Genomic DNA, 23479 nt, shown 5'->3' with positions numbered 1-23479 from the left:
GCATTCTAATGTTGAATGTTTTTTTCTTCCTCCGCGATAGGGCAGGCGTATCGACCCGGTGTCGTGTGAGCCACCCGCCAATAAGCGTGGGGCAAGACGCAAAGCAGGGTGGTGGGTAGAGGCGCTGAAATGGGGTAATGAAAAGCCCGCGGCGCGCTGATCTCCCTGATGGGGGAAGGCGGCCGCGGGCGGTATAGCATTATGAACCGCTTCGAGTGCACTTGTCTGCGCACTTCCGTTCATGGTCGTCTGTGTCTGTCATGAATCGAACGCAGACCGGCTCACGTGCGCTGATCGGGGTGCGATTCACAACGGCAGTCTACGCCGGTTTTTCACGCTGCAGCACGGGAAAATTGTAACGAGCCGTTGATTGTTAAGTATAATTAGCATCAGGGCTGAAAAGTTCCTAGCTTTCCTGTTCGAACCCGCGGTGGCGCCAGCGCTTGTAAACGAACCTCGACTGTTCAGCGCCATCCGCGACACTATCTGTCTCTCCCCTTTGTTCCCCCCCCCCTTTATTGCCCCGCTTTGTCTCCCCCGCTCGGTAGCGGGTCGCTCAGGGGTTGCGGGGTCTCCCTTGCGGCCCGATCGGTGTCTCCAGCGCTAGCTTGATCGCTTTGTCGCGATCGTAGCCTCGGTCGACCAGGGTCTTGACTCGGCTTTTCAGGGTGCCCAGTGGCATGCCCGCTTGGGCGGCCAGGCTTGCCAGGCTCCCCGGTTGACGCCGGCTGCGTTTGCGTTCGGGGAGGCTCGCCAGTTCGTGTTTCGTCAAGCGCACGACGTGTTCCTTGTCACAGCCATGAAAAAATCGCTAACTTTCGTTAGCAATCTCATCGTTCTATCGGCAGTGCCCGGGATTTCTTCATCGCCGCGCTCGGCCGGTCGAGCGCGGGTGTCCGTCGTATCTCAGGCGTTGGACGTGGCGGCCAGGCAATCGGCAAGGCCGGCGGCGTCCAGGGTTTGGCGGCAGGTGTCCCGAGCGGCTTCCGGCAGGGTGAACTCGCACAGCTCGGGATGCAGCGCCCAGAGCAGGTCCTGTTCGATCATCGAGCGGGCATTGTGGGGGTGGAGATGGAGTTTCTCCATGGCCACCAGCCTGGCGGCATCCAGCCCCTCCAGTGGGCACCAGGGCGTGGCGCGGGATTCGCGGATCGACGCCGCGTAAGAGGTGAGCAGAAAGAAGCCGAAGGCTTCGCGCAGGGCTTCCTGATAAGCCGGTTCCTGCGTGTTCGTTTCCGAGCGGGCGAGGCCATGCTTGGAGAGGGCACCATGCAGTGCGGTTTGCCACAATGCTTGGTAATCGAAATCTGCGCGCTCTTTCATGGGGTAACGTCCTGTTGTCGATGAAGAGGGGCTTGGTTGTTTATCGGCAGAGCGCTTGTGGGCCTGATCCCCGGGGCCATTTCGCTTGCCGATCTAACCGGTGTTATATAACTCGCTCTCCTAACATGCTGTCATGCCTGAAAAATTTCAAAAGGCACGGAAGCATGGGTCAGCAGGAAGGCTGTCTATCTCAGCATTTCAAACATTATGGTAGCTTGTCCGCGAGCGAGTGCCGCCGGCTCGATCAGCTGGAAGGCCCGGCGCTGGCGATGGCCAAGGGGCAGGCGTTATGGCGCGAGGGCGATGCCGCGCGGGATTTCGCTACGCTGAGCCGGGGCTGGGCGTACTCCTTTCGTGAGCTGCGGGATGGTACCCGCCATATCCTCGAGGTGTTCATGCCGGGCGACGTGATCGGGTTGCGCGAGTTCCCGTTCAAGCAGCGGCTGTCGAGCATGGCGATGCTGGAGGATGGTGAGATCCGCTTGACGCCTCACCGGCGCCTGCTCGAGATCTTCCGCGACTCTTCCCGGTTGACCTCCCTGTGCTTCGCGGTCGCCTCCTACCAGCAGGCGCTGTTGAGCGAGCGCCTGGTGCATTTGTCGCGGCGTAGCGCGCGCCAGCGTGTCGCCTATCTACTGTTCGAACTCTATTCGCGCACCAAGCGTAACGACGATTCGACCGGTGACTCCTTTCGCGTGCCGCTGTCACAGCAGCAGCTCGCGGATGCGCTGGGGCTCTCTCCGGTGCACGTCAGTCGGACCTTGACCGCTTTTCGTCAGGAGGGGGTTTTACGCCGGCTGCGCGGCTGGGTGCATCTGCTCGATGCCGCCGCGCTGGAAGCGGAGGGGAGCATCGTGGGCCATCTGCATGATGAGATCGAGCGGGTGGAGTGAGGGCTGGCGCGTGACGGCGTCACGCTCTCTGGCAGCTGTACTCTCTTGCTTGCCATTTTTTGCGTCGCGGGGCTAGCGGGCAACGCCGACAACCCCGCTCATGGCGGGGTTTCGGGGATGAGCCCTGAAGAGACCGAACGACGCGATCAGTTCGCCGCGCGGCGCGAGGCGCGGCTCAGCGCGCTGGTCATCTCGATCGCCATGGTCAGGTCGGCCAGTTCACGCGCCGAGAAGGCGGTGAGTGCCAGTTTGCGCATGGCCGGATCTGCCGGGCGGAAGCGGGTGAAGGATTCACACCAGGCCAGCGCGGCCTTTTCACGCTCGTCGAACTCGTCGGATTCGGACCAGGCGTCGAGCGCCGAGAGCTTGCTGGGGGCGATGCCCAGCGCCTCGGCCTGCTCCTGGCGGAAGTGGGTGCAGGTCAGGCAGCCGTTGATCTGAGACGCCCGCAGTTCGGCGAGACAGCGAATCGACGGGTCCAGCGAACAGGCATGTAGGGATCGGGCGGATCTGTCGATGTGTTTCACGTCGATCGTCTGCCACTTGTCAGCGCTCATCTCGGGTCTCCTGAAAGCGGGTGTGCCACGATTAAACGACTATCGTTCTCAATATTCCACAGCTTCGATTGGAAAGTTTAATCGTGGTTAATCATTGAAGCTATGGTTGCGCTTGACCGGTTGTCGAAATTGGTTGCCGAACTCGAGCGGCGGTCAGCGGCGTCCGAGAAGCAGGCCGATGACTGCCCCTGCGGCTGCCGCGGCGCCGATGGCGCGCCACGGGTTGTCGCGCACGTAGCGGTCGCACTCATCGAGAGAGCGACGGGTCGAGCGGCCTAAGCGGCGCTGGCGCCGGCGGGCTTCGGCGGCCGCGCGGGCATACTGCTCTTCACTGCGCAGGCGGGCTTCCTCGATGGCGTCCGCGGTCTCGTCGCGCAGGTCGCGTCCCAGCGCCCGGCTCTGATCGCCAATATCATGGATGTCGTCGCGGATACGTTCGGCTCGCGTCTGTGAGTCATCACGCTTGAATAAGCTCATGGTCCACCTCCCTGGTGTCTGGACCTGTGACAGCGTAGACGGGGAAAAGTGTCCTGGCGATAGCGTTTGGTGTTGGATAGCGCTTGGTGTTGGATAGCGCTGGATGAATGGCTCTTGGCAGTAGCTCTTGGCAGTAGCTCTTGGCAGTAGCTCTTGGAAATAGCTCCTGGCAATAGACGACGTAATGGGATGTGTGACGAGAGAGCGCCTGTGATGCCGTCGCGCTAGCCCTATGCCGCCTTGGAGGGTAACGTCGGCACTTTTCCAGGCTTGACTGGCCGACTTGGTCGTCGCGCCGACTGCCTGTCAAACCGAGTCGTACAAGGAGTATCAGCGTGTCCCCGGAACTCTGGTTGTCGCTTTTGCTGATCTGCGCCCTGGGGGCGATGTCGCCGGGCCCGAGCCTGGCCATGGTGATGCGTCATACCGTCAGCGGCGGCCGCGCGCCTGGTGTGGTGGCGGCGCTTACGCATGCGCTGGGGGTGGGGCTCTATGCCGGGCTGACCGTGCTCGGCCTGGCCACGGTGATCGCGCATCAACCCTGGCTGTTCCGGCTGGTGACACTGGGCGGCGCGCTCTATCTGGCCTGGCTCGGCGTGCAGGCGCTGCGTGCCGGGGGCGGCGAGGGGCTGCGCGTGGCGCGGGTCGCCAGTGGCCGCCGGCTTGCCATGCGCGATGGCCTGCTGGTGGCGCTGGGCAATCCCAAGCTGATCGTGTTCTTCGTCGCGCTGCTGAGCCAGTTCGTGAGTGCCGACATGAGCGCCACCGGGCGCTGGCTGATCGTGGCCACGGCGACCCTGGTGGATGGCGGCTGGTATGTGCTGGTGGCGCTGCTGCTCTCCCACTCGCGGGTGCTGCCCTGGCTGCAGCGCCGTGCGGTGTGGATCAACCGCCTCACGGGGGTGGTGCTACTGGGGTTGGCGGCGAGGGTCGCGTTGGGCTGAGCGGTGGCCGCCGCCACGCACCCCGGCGTCGGCCAGGGCGTTCACCCAAGCCGTGCCAGAATCTCGGCCACTGGAGCGCCGGTGGGCAAGACACCGTACTGCGGGGTGGCCGCGGCCAGGCGCGTGGCACAGAAGGTCTCCGCCACGGCGGTCGGCGCCTGGCGCAGCAGCAGTGCGGCCTGCAGCGCCTGGGCCATGCGCTGGGTCAGCCAGCGAGCCTGCGCCGCTTGCGTCTCTGCGGGGGCGGCGAGCAGGGTATCGAGCTCTGCCAGGGCGCTATCCAGCGCGGGATGCCCGCCGCGTGCCGGTGCCAGTTCCTGGCGCAGCGCCGCGATGCTCTCGGGATGACGCGCGAGGATGCGCAGCACATCGAGACAGATCACGTTGCCCGAACCCTCCCAGATCGAGTTGACCGGCGCCTCGCGGTAGAGACGCGCCAGCGGTGACTCCTCCACGTAGCCGATCCCGCCCAGGCACTCCATCGCTTCTGCCATGAAGCCGGGGCCGCGCTTGTTGTGCCAGAACTTGGCCAGTGCCGGCAGCAGTCGTGCCAGCGCCGCTTCGTGAGCGTCGGTGGCGGCGCGATCCATGGCCCGGGCGCCGCGCATGGCCAGCCACAGGCTGGCCTCGGTCTCCAGTGCCAGGTCGGCGAGCAAGCGCTGCATCAGCGGCTGCTCGACCAGGCGGGCGCCAAAGGCCGCGCGTCCGCTGGCATGCGTGTGGGCGGCTCGCAGCGCCTGGCGCATCATGCCGGCCGGTGCGGTGGCGGCATCCAGCCGGGTCTGCTGCACCATCTCCAGAATCGCGGCAACGCCGCGCCCCGGCTCGCCCACCAGTTGTGCCCAGGCGCCGCGGTACTCGATCTCGGCGGAGGCATTGGCGCGGTTGCCGCACTTCTCCTTCAGCCGCTGGAGTTCGATGGCGTTACGTTCGCCGTCCGGCGTGAAGCGCGGGGCGAGAAAACACGAGAGACCCTCGTCGGTCTGCGCCAGGGTGAGAAAGGCGTCCGACATCGGCGCACTGCAGAACCACTTGTGCCCGCTCAGCCGGTACCAGGCGCCGCTGCCCGGGGCCTCGATCGGCTCGGCTCGGGTGGTGTTGCGGCGTATATCGCTGCCGCCCTGTTTCTCGGTCATCGCCATGCCGAAGGTGTTGGTCGACTTGTGCCACGCCGGCAGCGCGAGCGGGTCGTAGTGGCAGCCGCGCAGGCGCTGCTGCCAGCCCGTGTCGGCTTCGAGATGGCGCAGTACCGGCATCGCCGCATGGGTCATGGTGAGCGGGCAGCAGAAGCCAGGTTCGGCCTGGGTCAGCAGATAGAGCCCGGCGACGTGGGCCTGATGGCCGCCGTCATGCTCGCGCTCCCAGGCCACGGCGTGCCAGCCGCCCTCGATCGCCAGCGTCATCAGTGCATGGTAGGCGGGGTGGTAGTCGACCTCGTCGAGGCGTTGGCCGTAACGGTCGAAGGCGCGCAGCGTGGGGGGATAGCGGTTGGCCTGGTCGGCCCACTCGGCGATGTCGGGCTGGCCCAGGCGCTGTCCCAGGCGTGCCAGGCGCTCGCCGACCCAGGCTGGGGCCGCGTAGGCGACGGCATCGCGCAGGGCGGCATCGCTGGCCCAGAGATCGTCTGCGGCGAGCGCGCAAGGCTGATTCTCGACCCGGTGGGTGGAAAGCTCTGTACGCGGGGCATAATCGGTCATGCGCTGTCTCCGAAGCCTCAGGTTCGATAGCGTTGACCCTAGAGCATAGCGCTGGGCGATGTGGGTGGGCGTGATATTCGACCAATGCGGCAGGGGGGGGGCGAAGGCGTGACGTAGCGCCGTGACATGAAGCGATTGGGCGACGCAGGAGACGATAGCGCTTGTACGTTATGGTTGGACCTGGCTGACAGTAAGCAGTTGCGCCCTTGCTTTTGTTTACAGGCCGATTGGCGGGCCAATGAAATGATGCAGCCTTGTGCGCCGTTGTTCGAAGATTGATCGTGGCTGATTTTAGATTGATCTTGGCTGGTTTCAGATAAATAGTAGCTGGTTCCAGATAGGGGGTCGCACCGACGCGTGCGGTCCCGTATCTATATTAGAGAGGATATTTGACCAGCTTGTAACAATTCTTGCCCGAGGTTTTGGCGCTGTATAGGGCTTCATCCACGCAGCGTAGTGTTGCACGGTGCTCTTTGGCGTTATGAAATGCACATCCGAGACTGACCGTCACGGGGCGCCCTGTAGCGAACGGATGGCTCGAGACGGCTTCCAATAAGCGCTGCGGAAGTCTCATCACTTCTTTTTCTTGGTCGGCATGGATCGCGATGATGAACTCTTCGCCACCCCATCGTCCGACGGTGCCATCGGGGCCTGCGACAGACTGCATGACCTTGCCCAGACTGACGAGAACTTCGTCGCCGACCGCGTGCCCGAATTCATCATTGATACTTTTGAAATTGTCCACGTCGGCCATGATGATAAATAAGATTTTTTTTGAGTTCAGGAGCAGGTCTTCCATGTGGCGACGATTGAATAGCCCGGTCAAGGCGTCAGTCGATGCCAGAGTTCTCAGTTTGTCATTGGATTCCTGGAGAAGCTGGTGAGCGTAGCGACGGCTGGCTTCGTAATAGCACGACAGCATGAAAAGCAATAGATAAATGGCGATGATGTTGGCGAAAGAGTCCCTATCCCAGGGGGCGGGCTGCCAAACGCCCAGGTTGCTGCCTGACAGCCACATGACAAACGCTAAATACAGAAGGCTGTAAAGCGTGCCATACAGGTAGCCCAGCAAAAAGATGCTGATCAATGGCGCGACAAAGGCCCAGGCCAGCGAATAGTCCAGGTTGTTTCTGTCTACCATGACCATGAAGCAGACACCGGTCACCATCAGGATTAAAATGAATGATGACAGTAAGATCCAGCGAAAACGCAGGAAGAGATATAGCGATAACCCACCCAGTAAGGTGCCGATAAAATCGACGTAAAGAAGAGGCGGGTAGTAGTCAATGACCAGGTTGTAGAATGTGAAAAACGCCGATATGGCAGTGCAAGAGAGAATCGTGATGAGAATCAAGCCTAGGCGGCGGTACTGGTCGTTGGATTTGGAAATGTTGAGGTATTTGGATAGCAGGAGCTCAACCACTTGTATGCCTTTTACGTTCAATGTGGTTCTTCCTTTCTCATGAATTGGTTCTTGTTATTGTTCGAATCATGATGCATGAAGGCAGATTGAAAGGTGCATTGTATACCTAAAAATGGCGGGATTGGAAAGTCCTCCTTCCGGGGCCGAGGTCGCGCAGCACGAGCGCCGCTCAGGGCGGCATTGTTGGAGCGGAGATCGCATGTGGCGGGCGTAGAAAGCTGGCCCTCGACCCGGTGGGTGGAAAGCTCCGTGTGCTGGGCGTCATCGATCATGCCTGGCCTCCCAAGCCTGAGGTTCGATGCGTTGACCCTGGAGCCTAGCGCTGGGCGATGACGCTGGCGTGATAGTCGACCCAGGCGGCAGTGGGGCATGGCAAGGGCATGGCGTAAAGCGCTGAGCCGAAGCAGCACGCGATGGCGCCAGTGCAGGGTGCTAAGCTGGCGCGCATCTTCTGGCCGATGGAGCACGAGCTTCCCATGAGCGACACCATCATCGCCGACGAGCAGGTGCAGCTCGTCGATCCGCGTAACCGCCCCTGTGGCAGCACCTCCCGGGTGACACTGCGGCGCCTGGGCTGCTGGCACCGCGCCACCTACATCGTGGTGCGCAACCCGGCCGGTGAGCTCTGCGTGCAGACGCGCACGCTGATCAAGGAGACCCATCCGGGCTGGTACGATCTCGCCGCCGGTGGCGTGGTCGGGGCGGGGGAGGCGGCGCTGCCGGCGGCGCGGCGCGAGCTCGAGGAGGAACTGGGGATTCGTCGGGTGCCGCTGACCCCACTGGGTGAGTTCCGTTTCGTCGACGGCTCCCTGCGCATCTATGGCAGTCTTTACGGTGTGCGCTATGTCGGCCCGCTGCGCCTACAGCCGGAGGAGGTGGCGGCGGTCAGTTGGCTGCAACCCTCGGCGGCGCTGGCTCTGGAGCACTCCACACCGGATACCCGCGTGGCGCTGGAACTGGCATTGGATCAGGATGGCTGGTGAAGCGCTGCCCGGCGTGGCAACCTTGTCGCCTCGATGTTCAACGAGCCCGTCGCGCTTTGCGGCGACGGAGTTCCAGGTCAGGATGAGCGGCCCGCCATGTCGCTGTACACGCAAGACTGCCGCACCCATGCCGGCGAACCCTTCAATCTGCGCGCGCTGCGTGGCCAGGTGCTGCTGGTGGTCAACGTCGCCAGCCAGTGCGGTTTCACGCCCCAGTTGGAGGGGTTGGGGAAGCTCTATCGCGAGTACCGCGACCAGGGCTTCACCATTCTCGCCTTTCCGTGCAACCAGTTCGGCCGCCAGTCGCCGGAGTCGGCCAGCCAGTTCGGCGCTTTCTGCGAACAGCGCTACTCGGTGACCTTCCCGGTGATGGAGAAGGTCAAGGTCAACGGCCGCGACGCCCATCCGCTGTTCACCCAGCTCAGGCGACAGGCGCCGGGGTTTCTCGGCAGCACGCCGATCAAGTGGAACTTCACCAAGTTTCTGGTCGGCCGTGATGGCCAGATCATCCGCCGCTTCGGCCCCCGCGCCTCGCCGCGCTCGCTGCGGCGGGATATTCAGAAAGCGCTGGATACGCCATTCTCGGCGTGAGCCTCGCGTGAGTTTCTCAGATGGGTGGGCGCTCAGGTGGGCGGGCGTTCGCCACGTTCTACCATCAACCGATACACCAGCTCGTCGAAGCGCGGCCGGCTCATCATGGTGGTGAGCCCGGAAAAGAGGGTGGCAACGGCCTTGCGTGCGCCGCTCAGGCGGCGGTTATGGCGAACCAGGCGCAAGAGCAGCAGGTTTTCGTCGAAGGCGCGCCACTCGCCCGCCATCGACACCTGATAGCGCACCATCACCGGCGACATCTCCAGCCGATAGACCCACTCCAGCTCTTTCAGCGTCAGGCCGCTGGCCTCGATCTCGCGCATCATGCGCGCAAAATCCGTCTCGCGCGGCTCGCGCTCCAGCCACAGCGCTGACAGCGCCAGCCACAGCGCGCCGCGGCGGGCGATCAACGTTTCGATTTCCTGTTCGTCGCTCATGCTGACTCTCTGGCCGCAGGGGCTCGGGGGGATATGGCGCGCCATCTTCGGACAGTGGGCAGGCCGACACAAGCCTGCGCGGCCTGCGCACAAGTTTTCGTCACCCTGTTAGAATGCGCACAACATCGTTGCGGGAGGCATCTCCCGCAGCGTCCCGATTCGGTACTGGAAGACGAGGTTAGACGTGATCATCAAGCCCAAGGTCCGCGGTTTCATCTGCACCACGACTCACCCGCTCGGCTGCGAGCGCAACGTGCTCGAACAGATCGAGGCGACCCGCGCCAATCTCGATGGCGTCGAAGGCGGGCCGCGCAACGTGCTGGTCATCGGTGCCTCCAGCGGTTACGGGCTGGCGGCGCGCATCACCGCTGCCTTTGGCTACGGTGCCGACACCCTCGGCGTGTTCTTCGAAAAGCCCGGCAGCGAGAAGAAGCCGGGGACTGCGGGCTGGTACAACGCCGCCGCGTTCGACAAGTTCGCCAAGGCCGAAGGGCTCTACAGCAAGGCGATCAATGGCGACGCCTTCTCCCACGAAGTGCGCGAGAAGGCGATCGAGCTGATCCGTGAAGACATGGGCCAGATCGATCTGGTGATCTACTCGCTGGCCTCGCCGGTGCGCAAGATGCCGGACAGCGGCGAACTCAAGCGCTCGAGCCTCAAGCCGATCGGCGAGACCTACACCGCGACCGCCATCGACACCAACAAGGACACCATCATCGAGGCCTCGGTGGAGCCTGCCACCGAGCAGGAGGTCGCCGATACCATCGATGTCATGGGCGGCCAGGACTGGGAGCTGTGGATCGATGCCCTGGACAAGGCCGGCGTGCTCGCGCCCGGTGCCAAGTCGGTGGCGTTCAGCTACATCGGCACCGATATCACCTGGCCGATCTACTGGCACGGTGCCCTGGGCAAGGCCAAGGAAGACCTCGACCGCGCCGCTGGCGAGATCGACGCACGCCTTGGCCAGCAAGGTGGCAGCGCCAACGTGGCGGTGCTCAAGTCGGTGGTGACCCAGGCCAGCGCCGCGATCCCGGTGATGCCGCTCTACATCTCCATGGTCTACAAGGTGATGAAGGCGCAGGGCGTCCACGAGGGCACCATCGAGCAGCTCAACCGGCTGTTCGGCGAGCGCCTGTATGCCGCCGGCGAGCCGCCGCTCGACGAGGCCGGGCGCCTGCGTCTGGACGACTGGGAACTGCGCGACGATATCCAGGATGCGTGCAAGGCGCTATGGCCGCAGGTCACCAGTGACAACCTGTTCGAGCTCACCGACTACGCCGGCTACAAGCACGAGTTCCTCAAGCTGTTCGGCTTCGAGCGCGACGACGTCGATTACGATGCCGAGGTCGATCCGATGGTTGAGTTCGATGTCGTCCAGATGTGATTCGCGTGCGTTGAGCGGGCAGGGTGCCGGGGGCTCGCGGGTGTGATGCCGAGAGTCTCGACAGCATGACCACGTCGGCCCACGATGCCCCACGGCAGGTGGGGTTCGTACTCCTGCCCGGGTTCTCGCTGCTGGCCCAGGCCTGCGCCATCGAGCCGCTGATCGTCGCCAATGGCCTGGCCGAGCGGCGCCTCTACGGGGTCACCACCTTCGGCATCGATGGCCGCCCGGTGGCCAGCGTGGCCGAGCTGGCGTTGACGCCCCATGGGGTGGCCGGCAGCGATGCGCGCCACCTCGACCTGCTGTTCGTGTGCGCGCCGCCGCTGGCCGCCGAGGTGGCACGCGATGCCAGCGACACCCTGCTCGCCTGGCTCAAGCGGCTGGCTCAGCGCGGGGTGATGCTCGGTGGTATCGCCGGCGGCACCCAGTGGCTGGCCCGCGCCGGGGTACTCGACGGCTATCGCGCCTCGATCCCCTATGCCAGCGCCGACACCTTCAGCCGCGCCTTTCCCGCAATCCATGTCTCTCATCAGTTGTTCGAGATCGACCGGGACCGCCTGACCTGCGGCGGCGGCACCGCGGCGATGGATATGCTGATGACGCTGATCGGGCAGCAGCAGGGCGCGGGGCTGGCCCAGCGTATCTCCGAGCACTTCGTGTGCGAGCGCATCCGTATGGCCGACGAACCCCAGCAGCTACCGCTGCGCTCGCGGCTGGGCAACGCCCCCGAGAGCCTGCTCGACGCGGTGGCGCTGATGGAGGCCAATATCGAAGAGCCGCTCACCACCCACGAGCTGTCGGCGCATCTGGGGATCTCCCGGCGTCAGCTGGAGCGGCTGTTCAAGAAGCATCTGCAGGCGGTGCCCAGCCGCTACTATCTCAACCTGCGCCTGCAGCGCGCGCGCCGGCTGCTGCGCGAGAGCGATCAGGCGGTGGGCGATATCGCCCTGGCTCATGGCTTCTCCTCGGGGGCACACTTTTCCACCAGCTATCGCCACCACTTCGGCATCAGCCCGCGCGATGAGCGCCTGGTGCAGGTGGCCCGCGACCCGGAGGGCGACGCATGACCCTGACGCTCGAGCAGCACTGGCTGACCCAGGCGCGGCGGGTGCCTTCGCCCAACGCGAACGCCCGCCCCGAGGGGGAGGTCTCGGCGGTGGTGGTGCACGGTATCAGTCTGCCGCCGGGCGAGTTCGGCGGGCCGGCGATCGAGCAGCTGTTCACCAATACGCTGTTGCCCACGGCGCATCCGTACTTTGCCAGCATCGCCGCGCTGCGTGTCTCGGCGCATCTGCTGATCCGCCGCGATGGCGAGCTGGTACAGTTCGTGCCCTTCGATGCCCGCGCCTGGCATGCCGGGCGTTCGCGCTGGCGTGACGAGACGGGCCGCCTGCGCGAGGGGCTCAACGACTTCGCCATCGGTATCGAGCTGGAGGGCACCGACGAACGCCCCTATCGGGCGGCGCAGTACCATGCCCTGGCCGCGGTGCTCTCGACCCTGATGCAGCACTATCCGGCGATCACGCCGGCGCGGCTGGTGGGCCACGCGCAGATCGCGCCGCTGCGCAAGCGCGATCCCGGGCCGGCTTTCGACTGGGCCTATTTGCGCCGCTGCCTGGGTCGTGGCGCTTGCTGACGGCCCCGGTTCTGACAAGTCTCGGCTAGATAACCCCCGGCCTGACAAACCCTGGCCGGCTGCTATGGTGAGGAGGTCAGCGGCGTGGGCCGAAGCTTGGCGGTGAGTGTGTCAATTCCGCGTTGGTTTGCCCCGAGGTAAATTCACTACCGCCTGGCGGGCAGCGATCATCGATCTGGCTCAAAATCCAAGTGATTGAAAAAGCGGGATTTATACGAGCGTTTGACGCCAGGAGAGGCGGCGACGAATTGGCAGCGGTGCGCGTTTGCGGTATCTTCTTCGCCGGATTTTCCGCGTCACGCACGCCCGCTGTAATTCAGTTACAGCCGAACAATCTCGGAAAGCGGCCCCAAAAGAGCTGCACCTGCACCGAAGAGCGCATATTCCCAAGCCCCGCTGCGGCTACCCGCCACGGCCGGGCGAATGGCAAACCTTTTCCCATTCGGAGAGTTGTCTATGAGTCTGGAGACACGAGAAGATCTCGATCCGGTCGAAACCACGGAATGGCTGGACTCCCTGGCCTCGGTCGTCGAGCATGAGGGCGAGGAGCGCGCTCGGTACATCCTGAGTCGGCTGGCTGATCGCCTGCGTCGTGACGGCTCTTCGCCGCCGTTCTCCGGCACCACGCCGCACCGCAATACCATTCCGGTGCATCGTGAAGCCAAGATCCCCGGCGACATGTTCATCGAGCGCAAGATCCGCTCGGCGATTCGCTGGAACGCCATGGTCCAGGTGCTGCGGGCCAACAAGAAGCACAAGGGGCTGGGCGGTCACATCGCCAGCTACCAGTCCAGTGCGACCCTCTACGAAGTCGGCTTCAACCACTTCTTCCGCGCCGACAACGGTGACCACAAGGGTGATCTGCTCTACATCCAGGGCCACGTGACGCCGGGCATCTACGCGCGCTCCTTCCTGGAAGGGCGTCTCGACGAGACGCAGATGGACAGCTTCCGTCAGGAAGTCGACGGCGAAGGTCTGCCTTCTTACCCGCACCCCTACCTGATGCCGGACTACTGGCAGTTCCCCACCGTCTCCATGGGGCTGGGTCCGATCCAGGCGATCTATCAGGCCCACGTGATGAAGTATCTCAACTCGCGTGAGCTCGAGGACATGCAGGACCGCAAGGTTTGGGCCTTCCTCGGCGACGGCGAGTGTGACGAGCCGGAATCCCTCGGCGCGCTGCATCTGGCCAGCCGCGAGAAGCTCGACAACCTGATCTTCGTCATCAACTGCAACCTGCAGCGTCTCGACGGCCCGGTGCGCGGTAACTCGCGCGTGATCGACGAACTCGAGGGCGTGTTCCGCGGTGCCGGTTGGAACGTCATCAAGGTGGTCTGGGGCGGTCTGTGGGACCCGCTGTTCGAGAAAGACACCAAGGGCATGCTGCAGAAGCGCATGGACGAGGCGGTCGACGGCGAGTACCAGAACTACAAGGCCCAGGGTGGCAAGTACACCCGCGACAACTTCTTCGGCAAGTACGAAGAGACCGCCGAGATGGTCAAGGATTACTCCGACGAGGAGGTCTTCCGTCTCAACCGCGGTGGCCACGACCCGCAGAAGGTCTACGCGGCCTACCACGAGGCGGTCAACAACGCCAACGGGCGTCCCACCGTGATCCTGGCGCACACCGTCAAGGGCTATGGCATGGGTGGCGGCCACGGTGAAGCCGACATGGAAGCGCACCAGATCAAGTCGATGGACGTCGACGCGCTCAAGGCGTTCCGTGACCGCTTCGGTATCCCGGTCTCCGACAAGCAGATCGAGAGCGGCGACATCCCCTACTACAAGCCCGACGACGACAGCCCGGAGATGAAGTACCTGCATCTCCAGCGCGAGAAGCTCGGCGGCTTCCTGCCGGCGCGCAAGTCGGACTTCGAGGCACTGGAGATTCCCGGCCTCGACGACAAGATGTTCGCCACCCAGCTCAAGGGCTCGGGCGACCGCGAAGTCTCCACCACCATGTCTTTCGTGCGCGTGCTCAACGGTCTGGTCAAGCACAAGCAGCTGGGCTCGCGGGTGGTGCCGATCATCCCCGACGAAGCGCGCACCTTCGGCATGGAAGGCATGTTCCGTCAGCTCGGTATCTACGCCGCTGAAGGCCAGAAGTACGAGCCGATGGATGCCGGCCAGATCATGTACTACCGCGAGGACAAGAAGGGTCAGATCCTCGAGGAGGGCATCACCGAAGCCGGTTCGATGTCGGCGTGGATCGCCGCGGCGACCGCCTACGCCAACCATCACCTGCCGCTGATGCCGTTCTACATCTACTACTCGATGTTCGGCTACCAGCGTATCGGTGACTTGGTATGGGCAGCCGGCGACCTGCAGGCGCGCGGCTTCATGGTCGGCGGCACCGCCGGGCGTACCACCATCAACGGTGAAGGTCTGCAGCACCAGGACGGCCACAGCCACATCCTGATGTCCACCGTGCCCACCTGCCGCGCCTACGACCCCTGCTACGGCCACGAAGTGGCAGTGATCGTCCAGGACGGCCTCAAGCGCATGTTCCAGGACAAGGAGAACTGCTTCTACTACCTCACCGTGATGAACGAGAACTACGCGCATCCGGAGATGGTGGAAGGCAGCGAAGAGGGCATCGTGCGCGGCATGTACCGCCTGCACGAAGGCAAGGCCGCGGCCAAGAAGAAGCAGCCGCGGGTCCAACTGCTGGGCAGCGGTACCATCCTGCGCGAAGTCGAAGCCGCTGCCGAGATGCTCGCCGAAGAGCATGGCGTGGTCGCCGACGTGTGGAGCGTGACCAGCTTCAACGAGCTGCGCCGCGAAGCGCTGGAGTACGATCGTCAGCAGTTCCTCGACTACGACGAGAAGCGCGAGAAGCCGTGGGTGTCGCAGCAGCTCGAAGGCACCGAAGGTCCGGTGATCGCCGCGACCGACTACATGAAGCTCTACGCCGACCAGATCCGTGCCTGGGTGCCGGGTGACTTCCATGTCCTGGGTACCGATGGCTTCGGTCGCTCCGACACGCGTGAGCAGCTGCGTCACTTCTTCGAGGTCGACCGCTACTACGTCACCGTTCAGGCGCTGCGCGCCCTGGCCAAACGCGGTGAGATCGACGGCAAGGTCGTCAACGACGCGATGAAGAAATATGGCCTCGATCCAGCCAAGCCCAGCCCGCTGGTGTCTTGATCGGCAGTTTCCATCGCAGGGTCGCCGCCTCCAGGGGCGGTGACCGCGTCCAGTTGAGCCGGCGCGTGTGCATCACGCGCTGGCGGATGATCAGAGGAGCGCGACCTTGAGTAGCGAAATCATCAAAGTTCCCGACATCGGCGGTAGCGACGGTGTCGAAATCATCGAGATATCGGTGCAGGCGGGCGACGTCATCGCTGCCGAAGACACCATGATCGTGCTGGAGTCCGACAAGGCCTCGATGGACGTGCCGGCACCCAAGGCCGGCAAGGTCGTCAAGGTGTTGGTGAAGGAGGGCGACACCGTCTCCGAAGGCGACGACATCCTCGAACTCGAAGCAGAAGGCGAGAGTGACGCCGACGCCGAGCAGGACGAGAGTGACGCCGAAGCGGGTGACGCCCAGGAAGAGAGCCAGGACGCTGAGTCCGAGCACGCCTCCGCCAGCGAAGCGGCGCCGAAGAAGAAGTCCGGCGGCGGCAAGCGCACCGTCGAGGTCAAGGTGCCGGATATCGGCGGCGGCGACGGCGTCGAGATCATCGAAGTCGCGGTGAGCGAGGGTGACGAGATCAGCGCCGAAGACACGCTGATCACGCTGGAGTCCGACAAGGCCTCCATGGACGTGCCCAGCCCCTACAGCGGCAAGATCGTCTCGCTCTCGATCAAGGAGGGCGACAGCGTCTCCGAAGGTGACCTGATCGGCACCATGGAGATCGCCGGTGAAGGCGAAGACGACGCCGAAGACGACGCGCCCGCGGCGGACGATGCCGAAGCGCCGAGTGGCGACGACAGCGCCGATGCTGAAGACGATAGCGCCGACGAAGAGGGTGACGACGAAGACACCGACGACAGCGCAGGCGGCCGTCAGGAGATTCGCGTGCCGGATATCGGCGGCAGCGAAGGCGTCGAGATCATCGAAGTCGCGATCAGCGAAGGCGACGAGATCGACAAGGAAGACACCCTGATCACGCTGGAGTCCGACAAGGCCTCCATGGACGTGCCCAGCCCGGTCAAGGGCAAGGTGGTCGAGCTGGCGGTCAAGGAGGGCGACAGCGTCTCCGAGGGCGACCTGATCGGCTACGTCGAAGTCGCCGGCCAGTCGGGCGGCAAGAAGAAGTCTGCCAAGCCCGCGGGTGACAAGGGCAAGGACAAGGCCGAGTCGAAAGCGCCGGCGGCCAAGAAAGACGATGCCAAGGCCGCGACCGATTCGCGCGCGCAGAAGCAGCAGAACGGCGAGCCGAGCCCGGAAGCGCGGCACAAGCACGGCGATGACAAGAGCGCCGGTGCCCACGTGCACGCCGGCCCCGCGGTGCGCAAGATGGCCCGCGAGCTGGGTGTCGAGCTGAACGAAGTCAAGGGCTCCGGTCCCAAGGGGCGCATCCTCAAGGATGACGTCGACGGCTTCGTCAAGCAGGTGATGCAGGCACGCAAGCAGGGCGGTGGGCAAACGGCAGCGCCCGCGGCCAGCGGCGGTGCCGGTATCCCGCCGGTGCCGGCGGTCGACTTCAGCCAATTCGGCGAGATCGAAGAGAAGCCGATGGGCCGCCTGATGAAGGCCGGGGCGACCAACCTGCATCGCAGCTGGCTCAACGTGCCTCATGTCACCCAGTTCGACGAGGCGGACATCACCGAGCTGGAAGCCTTCCGCAAGGCGATGAAGGACGAAGCCCAGCAGCAGGGCGCCAAGCTCACGCCGCTGCCGTTCATGATCAAGGCCGCGGCCAAGGCGCTGGAGAAGTTCCCGCAGTTCAACGTCTCGCTGCATCCGGATGGCGACAAGCTCATCCAGAAGAAGTACTTCCACATCGGCGTGGCGGTGGATACCCCCAACGGCCTGATGGTGCCGGTGATCCGCAATGTGGATCAGAAGGGCATCATCGAGCTGGCCAAGGAGGTGATCGACCTCGCCGGGCGCGCCCAGGAGGGCAAGCTCAAGCGCGACGAGATGCAGGGTGGCTGCTTCACCATCTCCAGCCTGGGCTCGATCGGCGGTACCGCCTTCACACCGATCGTCAACACGCCGGAAGTGGCGATTCTGGGGGTCTCCAAGTCGCAGATGAAACCGGTCTGGAACGGCTCGGAGTTCAAGCCGCGGCTGATGTGCCCGCTGTCGCTCTCCTACGACCACCGTGCGGTCAACGGTGCCGATGCGGCGCGCTTCACCGCCTATCTGGCCCAGGTGCTCACCGACATCCGCCGCATGCTGGTCTAAGCGCGCGGTTCGGCAGTACCAGCGCCGATGGCTCCTGCGGGAGCCATCGGCGTTTTTTGTGGCGGTTTTATAGAGCGCCATAGGCGTTTTTATGAAGAGCCATCAGCTTTCATGAAGAGCCATTGGCGTTTGTGCGAATAGCCACCGGCGTTCTTATAAATAGCCATCGGCGTTTCTTGTGCGGTTGTATAGAGCGCCATCGGCGTTTTCGCGCCCCTATCCCCCATGATTTCTCACCTCGGGCCCGCTCTGCGCCCAACCGAGCCTTGTGCGCCCGAGTGGCGAAAGGTATCGTCATGTGCCACTGACGATGTCACCGGCGTCGCCTCGGGCGACCGTGAGGTCACATAAGAACGATGCCATTCACGAAGGAGCTGTATCGATGCGTTTGATCCTCTTGGGCGCCCCTGGCGCTGGCAAGGGCACCCAAGCTCAGTTCATCTGCGAGCACTTCCATATCCCGCAGATTTCCACCGGCGATATGCTGCGTGCCGCCGTCAAGGAAGGCAGCGAACTGGGGATCAAGGTCAAGGAGACCATGAACAGCGGCTCGCTGGTGTCGGACGACCTGATCATCGCCCTGGTCAAGGAGCGTATCGCGCAGCCGGATTGCGCCAACGGCTTCCTGTTCGACGGCTTCCCGCGCACCCTGCCGCAGGCCGACGCCATGAAGGATGCCGGCATCAAGCTGGATCACGTGGTCGAGATCGCGGTCGACGACGAAGAGATCGTCAAGCGTCTGGCCGGGCGCCGCGTCCACCCGGATTCCGGGCGCGTCTACCATCTCGAGTACAAGCCGCCGCGCGAGCCGGGCAAGGACGATGTCACCGGCGAGCCGCTGATCCAGCGTGACGACGATAGCGAGAAGACCGTGCGTCATCGCCTTTCCGTCTACCACGATCAGACCGCGCCGCTGGTCGACTACTACCAGGAGTGGGCCGCCGAAGACCCCGAGGCGGCGCCGGCCTACCACCGTATTGCGGGCGTCGGCAGCGTCGACGATATCCGCTCCCGCGTGCTCGCCGCCCTCGAGGGCTGAGACCGCGCGACCGTCCCGCCACTCGGCGGGGCGGTCGTCGTCACGCCGTTCACACGCTATACTCGCCCCTCTTTTTGTAGTTACCCCGGGAAACCGATGTCGACGCTGCTGGCCCTAGACGCCTCCTCGACCGCCTGCTCCTGCGCGCTCTGGCGGGACGACGACCTGATTCATCGTTTTGAAATCGCCCCGCGCGAACATACCCGCCGGCTGCTGCCGATGGTCGACGAGCTCCTTGCCGAGGCGGATCTCGATCTCACCGCGCTGGATGCCATTGCTTACGGTCATGGCCCCGGTTCGTTCACCGGGCTGCGCATCGCTGCGGGTATTGCTCAGGGCCTGGCCTACGGCGCCGAGCTGCCGCTGATGGGGGTTTCCACCCTCGAGGCGCTGGCACTGGCGGCACACCGCAAGTGGCATGCGCGTCACGTGATCGCGGCGCTGGATGCGCGCATGGACGAGATCTACGTTGGCGCCTATCGCTGTGCCGACGGCGAGCTGACGCCCTGCCTCGAGGAGCGCGTGATCGCCCCCGAGCGGCTGCGCCTGCCGGCGGAGAGCGACGATCGCGAATGGCTGGGTATCGGCAGCGGCTGGCAACTGTTGGCGCGCATGCCGGTCGAAATACAGGCCGTGCTGCCCCAGACCCTGCCCGACGAACTGCCGGCGGCCGAAGACATTGCGCATCTCGCCGCCGCTGCCTGGGCGCGTGGCGAGCGCGGCGCGCCGCCGCATGCGGTGACGCCGGTCTATCTGCGCAATGAGGTGGCGTGGCGCAAGGCTTAGTCATTGAAAGCCTAGTGACGCAAAGCCTGGTCACGAAAAACCAGGTCATTGAAAGCATAGCCACAACGTGGAAAGGCCCAGGACGGGCCGAGTCCGGCAGGGTAGGTGGCTCGCGGCGGCAGTGGCCACTCCACGCTTATCCCGGGGCCGTTGGCCCCCTCTGCAAGGAAACGCTTCATCATGGATGTGTTGCATCTCGCGGCGCTGGCGCTGATCCAGGGCCTGACCGAATTCCTCCCGATCTCTTCCTCTGCCCATCTGATCCTGCCGTCGCAGCTGCTCGGCTGGCCGGATCAGGGGCTGGCATTCGATGTCGCCGTGCACATCGGCTCGCTGGGCGCGGTGCTGGTGGCCTTCCGCCATGAGGTGATCAAGATTCTTTGCGCCTGGTTCGGGCAGTTCGGCGCGCGCGGGTCGAGCCCCGAGAGCCGGCTGGGCTGGGCGATCATCGTCGCCACGCTACCGGCAGTGGTGTTCGGCCTGCTGGTCGACGACTGGGTCGAATCCGCCGGGCGCTCGGTGCTGGTGATCGCCACCACCACGATCGTCTTCGGCGTGCTGCTGGGCATCGCCGATGCCCGCGGCAGCCGGGTCGAGCCGCTGGGGGCGATGACCTTAAAGCGCGCGCTGCTGATCGGCCTGGCCCAGGCGGTGGCGCTGATTCCCGGCACCTCACGCTCGGGTATCACCATGACCGCCGCGCTCATGCTCGGCTTCACCCGGCAGGCGGCGGCACGCTTCTCGTTTCTGCTCTCGATTCCGCTGATCCTGGCCGCCGGTACCCTCAAGGGGGTCGAGCTGGCGCAGACGGGTACCGCCACCCAGTGGCACGAGATCGCCCTCGGCGTGGGCTTCTCCTTCGTCGCCGCCTGGCTCTGCATCAAGCTGTTCCTGGCTGCGCTCGACCGCATCGGCATGCTGCCGTTCGTGATCTATCGTCTGCTGCTCGGCGTGGTGCTGTTCGTATGGGCGACCTGAGCGGCGCTGTGCCGGTGGGGGAGGCGGTGGTCGTGGTGGGCGAGCCGCTGCGCCCGCTGGCGGCTCGCTACGGGCTTGCGTGGCGCGCCGAGCCGCCAGCCGAGGGGCTGGCCCTGCGCCAGGGCGAGGCAGGGCTGGAGATCGCCGGTGATCCGGCGCTCTACGGCCACCCTGTGCGTGCGGACTTCGTCACCGGCGCTGCCGACCATCGGCGCCGCTTCGGCGGCGGCCGTGGCCAGCTGGTGGCCAAGGCGTGCGGCTTCGGCAAGGGCGTGGTACCCCGGGTGGTGGATGCCACCGCCGGGCTCGGGCGTGATGCCTTCGTGCTCGCCTCGCTGGGCGCCGAGGTGCTGATGGTCGAGCGCGTGGCCGCGATCCATGCGCTGCTCGACGACGCCCTCGCGCGGCTGGCGGTTGCTGACGAACTCGGCGAGATCGCCGCACGGCTGGCGCTGCGCCATGCCGATGGCACCACGGCGCTGGCGGATGCCATCGCCGACTGGCCGCATGCGCCGCAGGTGATCCATCTCGACCCGATGTTTCCCCATCGGGAGAAGTCCGCGCTGGTCAAGAAGGAGATGCGGCTGTTCCGCGAGCTGGCCGGTGCCGATGACGACGCCCCGCAGCTGCTGGCAGCGGCGCTGGATCTGGCCACCCACCGGGTGGTGGTCAAGCGCCCGCGCAAGGCGCCGCCCATCGCAGGCCCGGCGCCTCAGCACGTGATCGAGGGCAAGACCAGCCGCTACGACCTCTACGTGCGCCGTTCGCTGCGCACGGATGCCGCCTCGCCCTGAGCCACTGCCGTGGCCGCTGTCGCCCCTGCTGTCGTGCCCGTCGATGTTCCCGGTCACGGCTCAGGGGGAGATCAGCGGCAGCCACAGCGCCAGCGCGACCAGCGTGGCCAGCAGTACCGGCGGCGTGATCAGCAGACCAATCTTCATGTAGCGACCCCAGCCGATGCGATAGCCCTTCTTGGCCAGCACGTGCAGCCACAGCAGGGTCGCCAGGCTGCCGATCGGGGTGAACTTGGGCCCCAGGTCGTTGCCGATCACGTTGGCGTAGATCATCAGCTCGCGGGTCACCGCCGGCACGTCGGCCTGGTGGATCGCCAGGGCCCCGACCAGGGTCGAAGGCAGGTTGTTCATCACCGAGGCGAGCAGGGCGCTGAAGAAGCCGGTGCCGACGGTGGCCACCAGCGGGCCGTGCTGGCCCAGCCACTCGAGCACGCCGGCGGCCAGCGGCGTGAGCCCGGCATGGCCGAGGCCGTAGACCACCAGATACATGCCCACCGAGAACCACACGATCTGCCACGGCGCGTGGCGCAGGGCGTGGCCGACCGAGACCACCGCGCCGCGGCCAGCCTGCCACCAGCGCCCGGCGATGACGATCAGCGACAGCGCGGCCGCGCCGGTGACGAAGGCCACCGGCACGTGCCAGGCGGGCGTGACGAAGTAGGCCACCAGCAGCGTGATCAGCAGCGGAAAGGCGGCACGGAACACCAGCGGATCACGGATCGCGGTGTGTGGTGGGTCCAGCTTCTCCAGCGCGTAGCGCTTGGGCACCCGGCGGCCGAAGGCGAGCCACAGCACTGCCAGGGTCGCCAGCAGCGAGACCAGATTGACCGGCAGCATGACCAAGGCGTAGCGCGAGAACGAGATGCCGAAGAAGTTGGCGCTGACGATGTTGACCAGGTTGGAGATCACCAGCGGCAGGCTGGTGGAGTCGGCGACGAAGCCGGTGGCGATGATGAACGCCAGTGCCGCCTGGGGAGAGAATTCCAGACGCAGCAGAATCGCCAGCACGATCGGTGTCAGCAGCAGCGCCGCGCCGTCGTTGGCGAAGAACGCCGAAATCACCGCGCCGAGCACCACCACCAGCGGGAACAGCCAGTGGCCGCGGCCATTGCCCCAGCGCGCCACGTGCAGCGCCGCCCAGGCGAAGAAACCGGCCTCGTCGAGGATCAGCGAGATGACGATCAGGCCGACGAAGGTAAAGGTAGCGTCCCAGACGATATCCCAGACCGTGCCGATATCGCCCGGCTGGACGACACCGGTCGCCAGTGCGAGCACGGCGCCGCCGACGGCGCTCCAGCCGATACCCAGGCCGCGGGGTTGCCAGATCACCAGGATCAGGGTGACGACGAAGATGGCCAGCGCCAGCATGCCAAGACTCTCCACGAAGGGGGCGGGAGCCGGGCGGCGCGAGGCACCGCCCAGCACGGGCACCCGATAATCGATTAGGGAATGCGATCACAGATCGCGCTGATTGACCCGGGCGGAGAGCTGGGCCGCGCTCTCCACGCGCTCCGAGTAGCGGTCGGTCAGATAAGCCGCGTGCCCGCGGGTCAGCCAGGTGAACTTCACCAGCTCCTCGCAGACATCGACGATGCGCTGGTAGTAGGGCGAGGCGCGCATGCGCCCGGCGTCATCGAACTCGTTGAACGCCTTGGGCACCGATGACTGGTTGGGGATGGTCAGCATGCGCATCCAGCGGCCAAGAATACGCATCTGATTGACCGCGTTGAAGCTCTGGCTACCGCCGCAGACCTGCATCACCGCCAGGGTCTTGCCCTGGGTGGGGCGGATGCCGCCCAGCGACAGCGGCAGCCAGTCGATCTGTGCCTTCATCACCGCGGTCATGGCGCCGTGGCGTTCCGGGCTCACCCACACCATGCCCTCGGCCCAGGTGGCCAGCTCGCGTAGCGCCGCCACCCGCGGATGCTCCGGTGCCGCGGCATCCGGCAGCGGCAGGTCGCGCGGGTCGAAGGTGGCCACCTCGCAGCCGAAGGCCTCCAGCAGCCGGCCCGCCTCCTCGGCCACCAGACGCGAATAGGCGCGCTCGCGCAGCGAGCCATAGAGCACCAGGATGCGCGGCGGATGATGGGGCCCCGCGTCGCCCGCCAGGGCCTCGCCATCGATGGGCGCGAAGGCGGTGGGGTCGAGCTGGGGCAAGGTGTCGAATGACGCAGACATGGT

At 65.0% G+C, this 23479-nt stretch carries 21 protein-coding genes; 13 read left to right on the top strand and 8 right to left on the bottom strand.

The window, feature by feature from the left end; all coding sequences use genetic code 11:
* Positions 1-906 precede the first annotated feature (906 nt).
* Positions 907-1323, bottom strand: coding sequence for a hypothetical protein (locus tag J0A90_RS05170; RefSeq protein WP_207031964.1), 417 nt, complete (start codon positions 1321-1323; stop codon positions 907-909).
* A 215-nt stretch (positions 1324-1538) separates the two neighbouring features.
* Here J0A90_RS05170 and J0A90_RS05165 point away from each other — a divergent pair, with 215 nt between their 5' ends.
* On the top strand, positions 1539-2216 hold the full coding sequence (locus tag J0A90_RS05165) for a Crp/Fnr family transcriptional regulator (RefSeq protein WP_233076517.1): 678 nt from the start codon (positions 1539-1541) through the stop codon (positions 2214-2216).
* A gap of 146 nt (positions 2217-2362) precedes the next feature.
* Here J0A90_RS05165 and J0A90_RS05160 read toward each other — a convergent pair whose 3' ends face one another.
* Together J0A90_RS05160 and J0A90_RS05155 are read right to left on the bottom strand one after the other, a co-directional pair.
* Positions 2363-2773 (bottom strand): carboxymuconolactone decarboxylase family protein, encoded by a 411-nt coding sequence (locus tag J0A90_RS05160; protein ID WP_207031960.1) that lies wholly within the window; start codon positions 2771-2773, stop codon positions 2363-2365.
* Between the two features lie 153 nt (positions 2774-2926).
* The gene (locus J0A90_RS05155; RefSeq protein WP_207031957.1) at positions 2927-3250 is read right to left on the bottom strand and encodes a DUF883 family protein; all 324 of its coding nucleotides are present in this window, start codon (positions 3248-3250) and stop codon (positions 2927-2929) included.
* Between the two features lie 335 nt (positions 3251-3585).
* Between J0A90_RS05155 and J0A90_RS05150 the strand changes: the two genes are divergently transcribed.
* A complete protein-coding gene (locus J0A90_RS05150; protein WP_207031955.1) occupies positions 3586-4194 on the top strand; it encodes a LysE family translocator in 609 nt (202 codons plus the stop codon).
* Between the two features lie 41 nt (positions 4195-4235).
* On the opposite strand, the gene J0A90_RS05145 is transcribed toward J0A90_RS05150, so the two are convergent.
* Positions 4236-5891: an acyl-CoA dehydrogenase family protein gene (locus J0A90_RS05145; protein ID WP_207031953.1), complete on the bottom strand. Its 1656-nt coding sequence runs from the start codon at positions 5889-5891 to the stop codon at positions 4236-4238.
* A gap of 376 nt (positions 5892-6267) precedes the next feature.
* The gene (locus J0A90_RS05140) at positions 6268-7335 is read right to left on the bottom strand and encodes a GGDEF domain-containing protein (RefSeq protein WP_207031942.1); all 1068 of its coding nucleotides are present in this window, start codon (positions 7333-7335) and stop codon (positions 6268-6270) included.
* 455 nt (positions 7336-7790) lie between these two features.
* Here J0A90_RS05140 and J0A90_RS05135 point away from each other — a divergent pair, with 455 nt between their 5' ends.
* Together J0A90_RS05135 and J0A90_RS05130 are read left to right on the top strand one after the other, a co-directional pair.
* Positions 7791-8297, top strand: coding sequence for an NUDIX hydrolase (locus tag J0A90_RS05135; RefSeq protein ID WP_233076515.1), 507 nt, complete (start codon positions 7791-7793; stop codon positions 8295-8297).
* Positions 8298-8393: 96 nt separating this feature from the next.
* Positions 8394-8888, top strand: coding sequence for a glutathione peroxidase (locus J0A90_RS05130; RefSeq protein WP_207031940.1), 495 nt, complete (start codon positions 8394-8396; stop codon positions 8886-8888).
* A 32-nt stretch (positions 8889-8920) separates the two neighbouring features.
* On the opposite strand, the gene J0A90_RS05125 is transcribed toward J0A90_RS05130, so the two are convergent.
* Positions 8921-9325, bottom strand: coding sequence for a hypothetical protein (locus tag J0A90_RS05125; RefSeq protein WP_207031938.1), 405 nt, complete (start codon positions 9323-9325; stop codon positions 8921-8923).
* Between the two features lie 184 nt (positions 9326-9509).
* On the opposite strand from J0A90_RS05125, the gene fabV reads away from it, so the two are divergent.
* The 9 genes from fabV (at position 9510) to J0A90_RS05080 (ending at position 21298) form a co-directional block, all read left to right on the top strand.
* The gene (gene fabV / locus J0A90_RS05120; protein WP_035475938.1) at positions 9510-10709 is read left to right on the top strand and encodes an enoyl-ACP reductase FabV; all 1200 of its coding nucleotides are present in this window, start codon (positions 9510-9512) and stop codon (positions 10707-10709) included.
* A 65-nt stretch (positions 10710-10774) separates the two neighbouring features.
* Positions 10775-11776, top strand: a complete 1002-nt coding sequence (locus J0A90_RS05115; protein WP_207031936.1) for a GlxA family transcriptional regulator — start codon at positions 10775-10777, stop codon at positions 11774-11776.
* Positions 11773-12345, top strand: coding sequence for a 1,6-anhydro-N-acetylmuramyl-L-alanine amidase AmpD (ampD, locus tag J0A90_RS05110; RefSeq protein ID WP_370635724.1), 573 nt, complete (start codon positions 11773-11775; stop codon positions 12343-12345). The genes J0A90_RS05115 and ampD overlap by 4 nt, the downstream gene beginning before the upstream one ends.
* 456 nt (positions 12346-12801) lie before the next feature.
* The gene (gene aceE, locus J0A90_RS05105) at positions 12802-15492 is read left to right on the top strand and encodes a pyruvate dehydrogenase (acetyl-transferring), homodimeric type (RefSeq protein ID WP_207031934.1); all 2691 of its coding nucleotides are present in this window, start codon (positions 12802-12804) and stop codon (positions 15490-15492) included.
* 106 nt (positions 15493-15598) lie between these two features.
* Entirely contained in the window at positions 15599-17701 is a 2103-nt protein-coding gene (gene aceF, locus J0A90_RS05100; protein WP_233076513.1) for a pyruvate dehydrogenase complex dihydrolipoyllysine-residue acetyltransferase, read from the top strand.
* Between the two features lie 382 nt (positions 17702-18083).
* Entirely contained in the window at positions 18084-18740 is a 657-nt protein-coding gene (adk, locus tag J0A90_RS05095; RefSeq protein WP_207031931.1) for an adenylate kinase, read from the top strand.
* Between the two features lie 96 nt (positions 18741-18836).
* Positions 18837-19526: a tRNA (adenosine(37)-N6)-threonylcarbamoyltransferase complex dimerization subunit type 1 TsaB gene (gene tsaB / locus J0A90_RS05090; protein WP_207031929.1), complete on the top strand. Its 690-nt coding sequence runs from the start codon at positions 18837-18839 to the stop codon at positions 19524-19526.
* Between the two features lie 180 nt (positions 19527-19706).
* Complete coding sequence (locus tag J0A90_RS05085; protein ID WP_207031920.1) at positions 19707-20504, top strand: undecaprenyl-diphosphate phosphatase; 798 nt, start codon at positions 19707-19709, stop codon at positions 20502-20504.
* Positions 20492-21298 (top strand): class I SAM-dependent methyltransferase, encoded by an 807-nt coding sequence (locus J0A90_RS05080; RefSeq protein ID WP_207031918.1) that lies wholly within the window; start codon positions 20492-20494, stop codon positions 21296-21298. Before J0A90_RS05085 ends, J0A90_RS05080 begins: the two co-directional genes overlap by 13 nt.
* 60 nt (positions 21299-21358) lie before the next feature.
* Here J0A90_RS05080 and J0A90_RS05075 read toward each other — a convergent pair whose 3' ends face one another.
* Both J0A90_RS05075 and arsH read right to left on the bottom strand, forming a co-directional pair.
* Positions 21359-22666: an arsenic transporter gene (locus J0A90_RS05075; protein ID WP_207031916.1), complete on the bottom strand. Its 1308-nt coding sequence runs from the start codon at positions 22664-22666 to the stop codon at positions 21359-21361.
* Between the two features lie 87 nt (positions 22667-22753).
* Positions 22754-23476, bottom strand: a complete 723-nt coding sequence (arsH, locus tag J0A90_RS05070) for an arsenical resistance protein ArsH (protein WP_207031914.1) — start codon at positions 23474-23476, stop codon at positions 22754-22756.
* Positions 23477-23479: the final 3 nt, after the last annotated feature.

Source organism: Salinicola sp. DM10, from assembly GCF_017306975.2.
Lineage (GTDB): Bacteria > Pseudomonadota > Gammaproteobacteria > Pseudomonadales > Halomonadaceae > Salinicola.
The sequence above is the reverse complement of the archived record's forward strand: the minus strand, read 5'-3'. Positions and strand labels throughout refer to the sequence as shown.

Excerpts from the sequence above, each read along its gene's own strand:
- J0A90_RS05170 (WP_207031964.1), bottom strand. The coding sequence starts at position 1,323 with ATGAAAGAGCGCGCAGATTTCGATTACCAAGCATTGTGGCAAACCGCA.
- J0A90_RS05160 (WP_207031960.1), bottom strand. The coding sequence starts at position 2,773 with ATGAGCGCTGACAAGTGGCAGACGATCGACGTGAAACACATCGACAGA.
- J0A90_RS05155 (WP_207031957.1), bottom strand. The coding sequence starts at position 3,250 with ATGAGCTTATTCAAGCGTGATGACTCACAGACGCGAGCCGAACGTATC.
- J0A90_RS05145 (WP_207031953.1), bottom strand. The coding sequence starts at position 5,891 with ATGACCGATTATGCCCCGCGTACAGAGCTTTCCACCCACCGGGTCGAG.
- J0A90_RS05135 (WP_233076515.1), top strand. The coding sequence starts at position 7,791 with ATGAGCGACACCATCATCGCCGACGAGCAGGTGCAGCTCGTCGATCCG.
- J0A90_RS05130 (WP_207031940.1), top strand. The coding sequence starts at position 8,394 with ATGTCGCTGTACACGCAAGACTGCCGCACCCATGCCGGCGAACCCTTC.
- J0A90_RS05125 (WP_207031938.1), bottom strand. The coding sequence starts at position 9,325 with ATGAGCGACGAACAGGAAATCGAAACGTTGATCGCCCGCCGCGGCGCG.
- J0A90_RS05115 (WP_207031936.1), top strand. The coding sequence starts at position 10,775 with ATGACCACGTCGGCCCACGATGCCCCACGGCAGGTGGGGTTCGTACTC.
- ampD (WP_370635724.1), top strand. The coding sequence starts at position 11,773 with ATGACCCTGACGCTCGAGCAGCACTGGCTGACCCAGGCGCGGCGGGTG.
- aceE (WP_207031934.1), top strand. The coding sequence starts at position 12,802 with ATGAGTCTGGAGACACGAGAAGATCTCGATCCGGTCGAAACCACGGAA.
- adk (WP_207031931.1), top strand. The coding sequence starts at position 18,084 with ATGCGTTTGATCCTCTTGGGCGCCCCTGGCGCTGGCAAGGGCACCCAA.
- tsaB (WP_207031929.1), top strand. The coding sequence starts at position 18,837 with ATGTCGACGCTGCTGGCCCTAGACGCCTCCTCGACCGCCTGCTCCTGC.
- J0A90_RS05085 (WP_207031920.1), top strand. The coding sequence starts at position 19,707 with ATGGATGTGTTGCATCTCGCGGCGCTGGCGCTGATCCAGGGCCTGACC.
- J0A90_RS05080 (WP_207031918.1), top strand. The coding sequence starts at position 20,492 with ATGGGCGACCTGAGCGGCGCTGTGCCGGTGGGGGAGGCGGTGGTCGTG.
- J0A90_RS05075 (WP_207031916.1), bottom strand. The coding sequence starts at position 22,666 with ATGCTGGCGCTGGCCATCTTCGTCGTCACCCTGATCCTGGTGATCTGG.
- arsH (WP_207031914.1), bottom strand. The coding sequence starts at position 23,476 with ATGTCTGCGTCATTCGACACCTTGCCCCAGCTCGACCCCACCGCCTTC.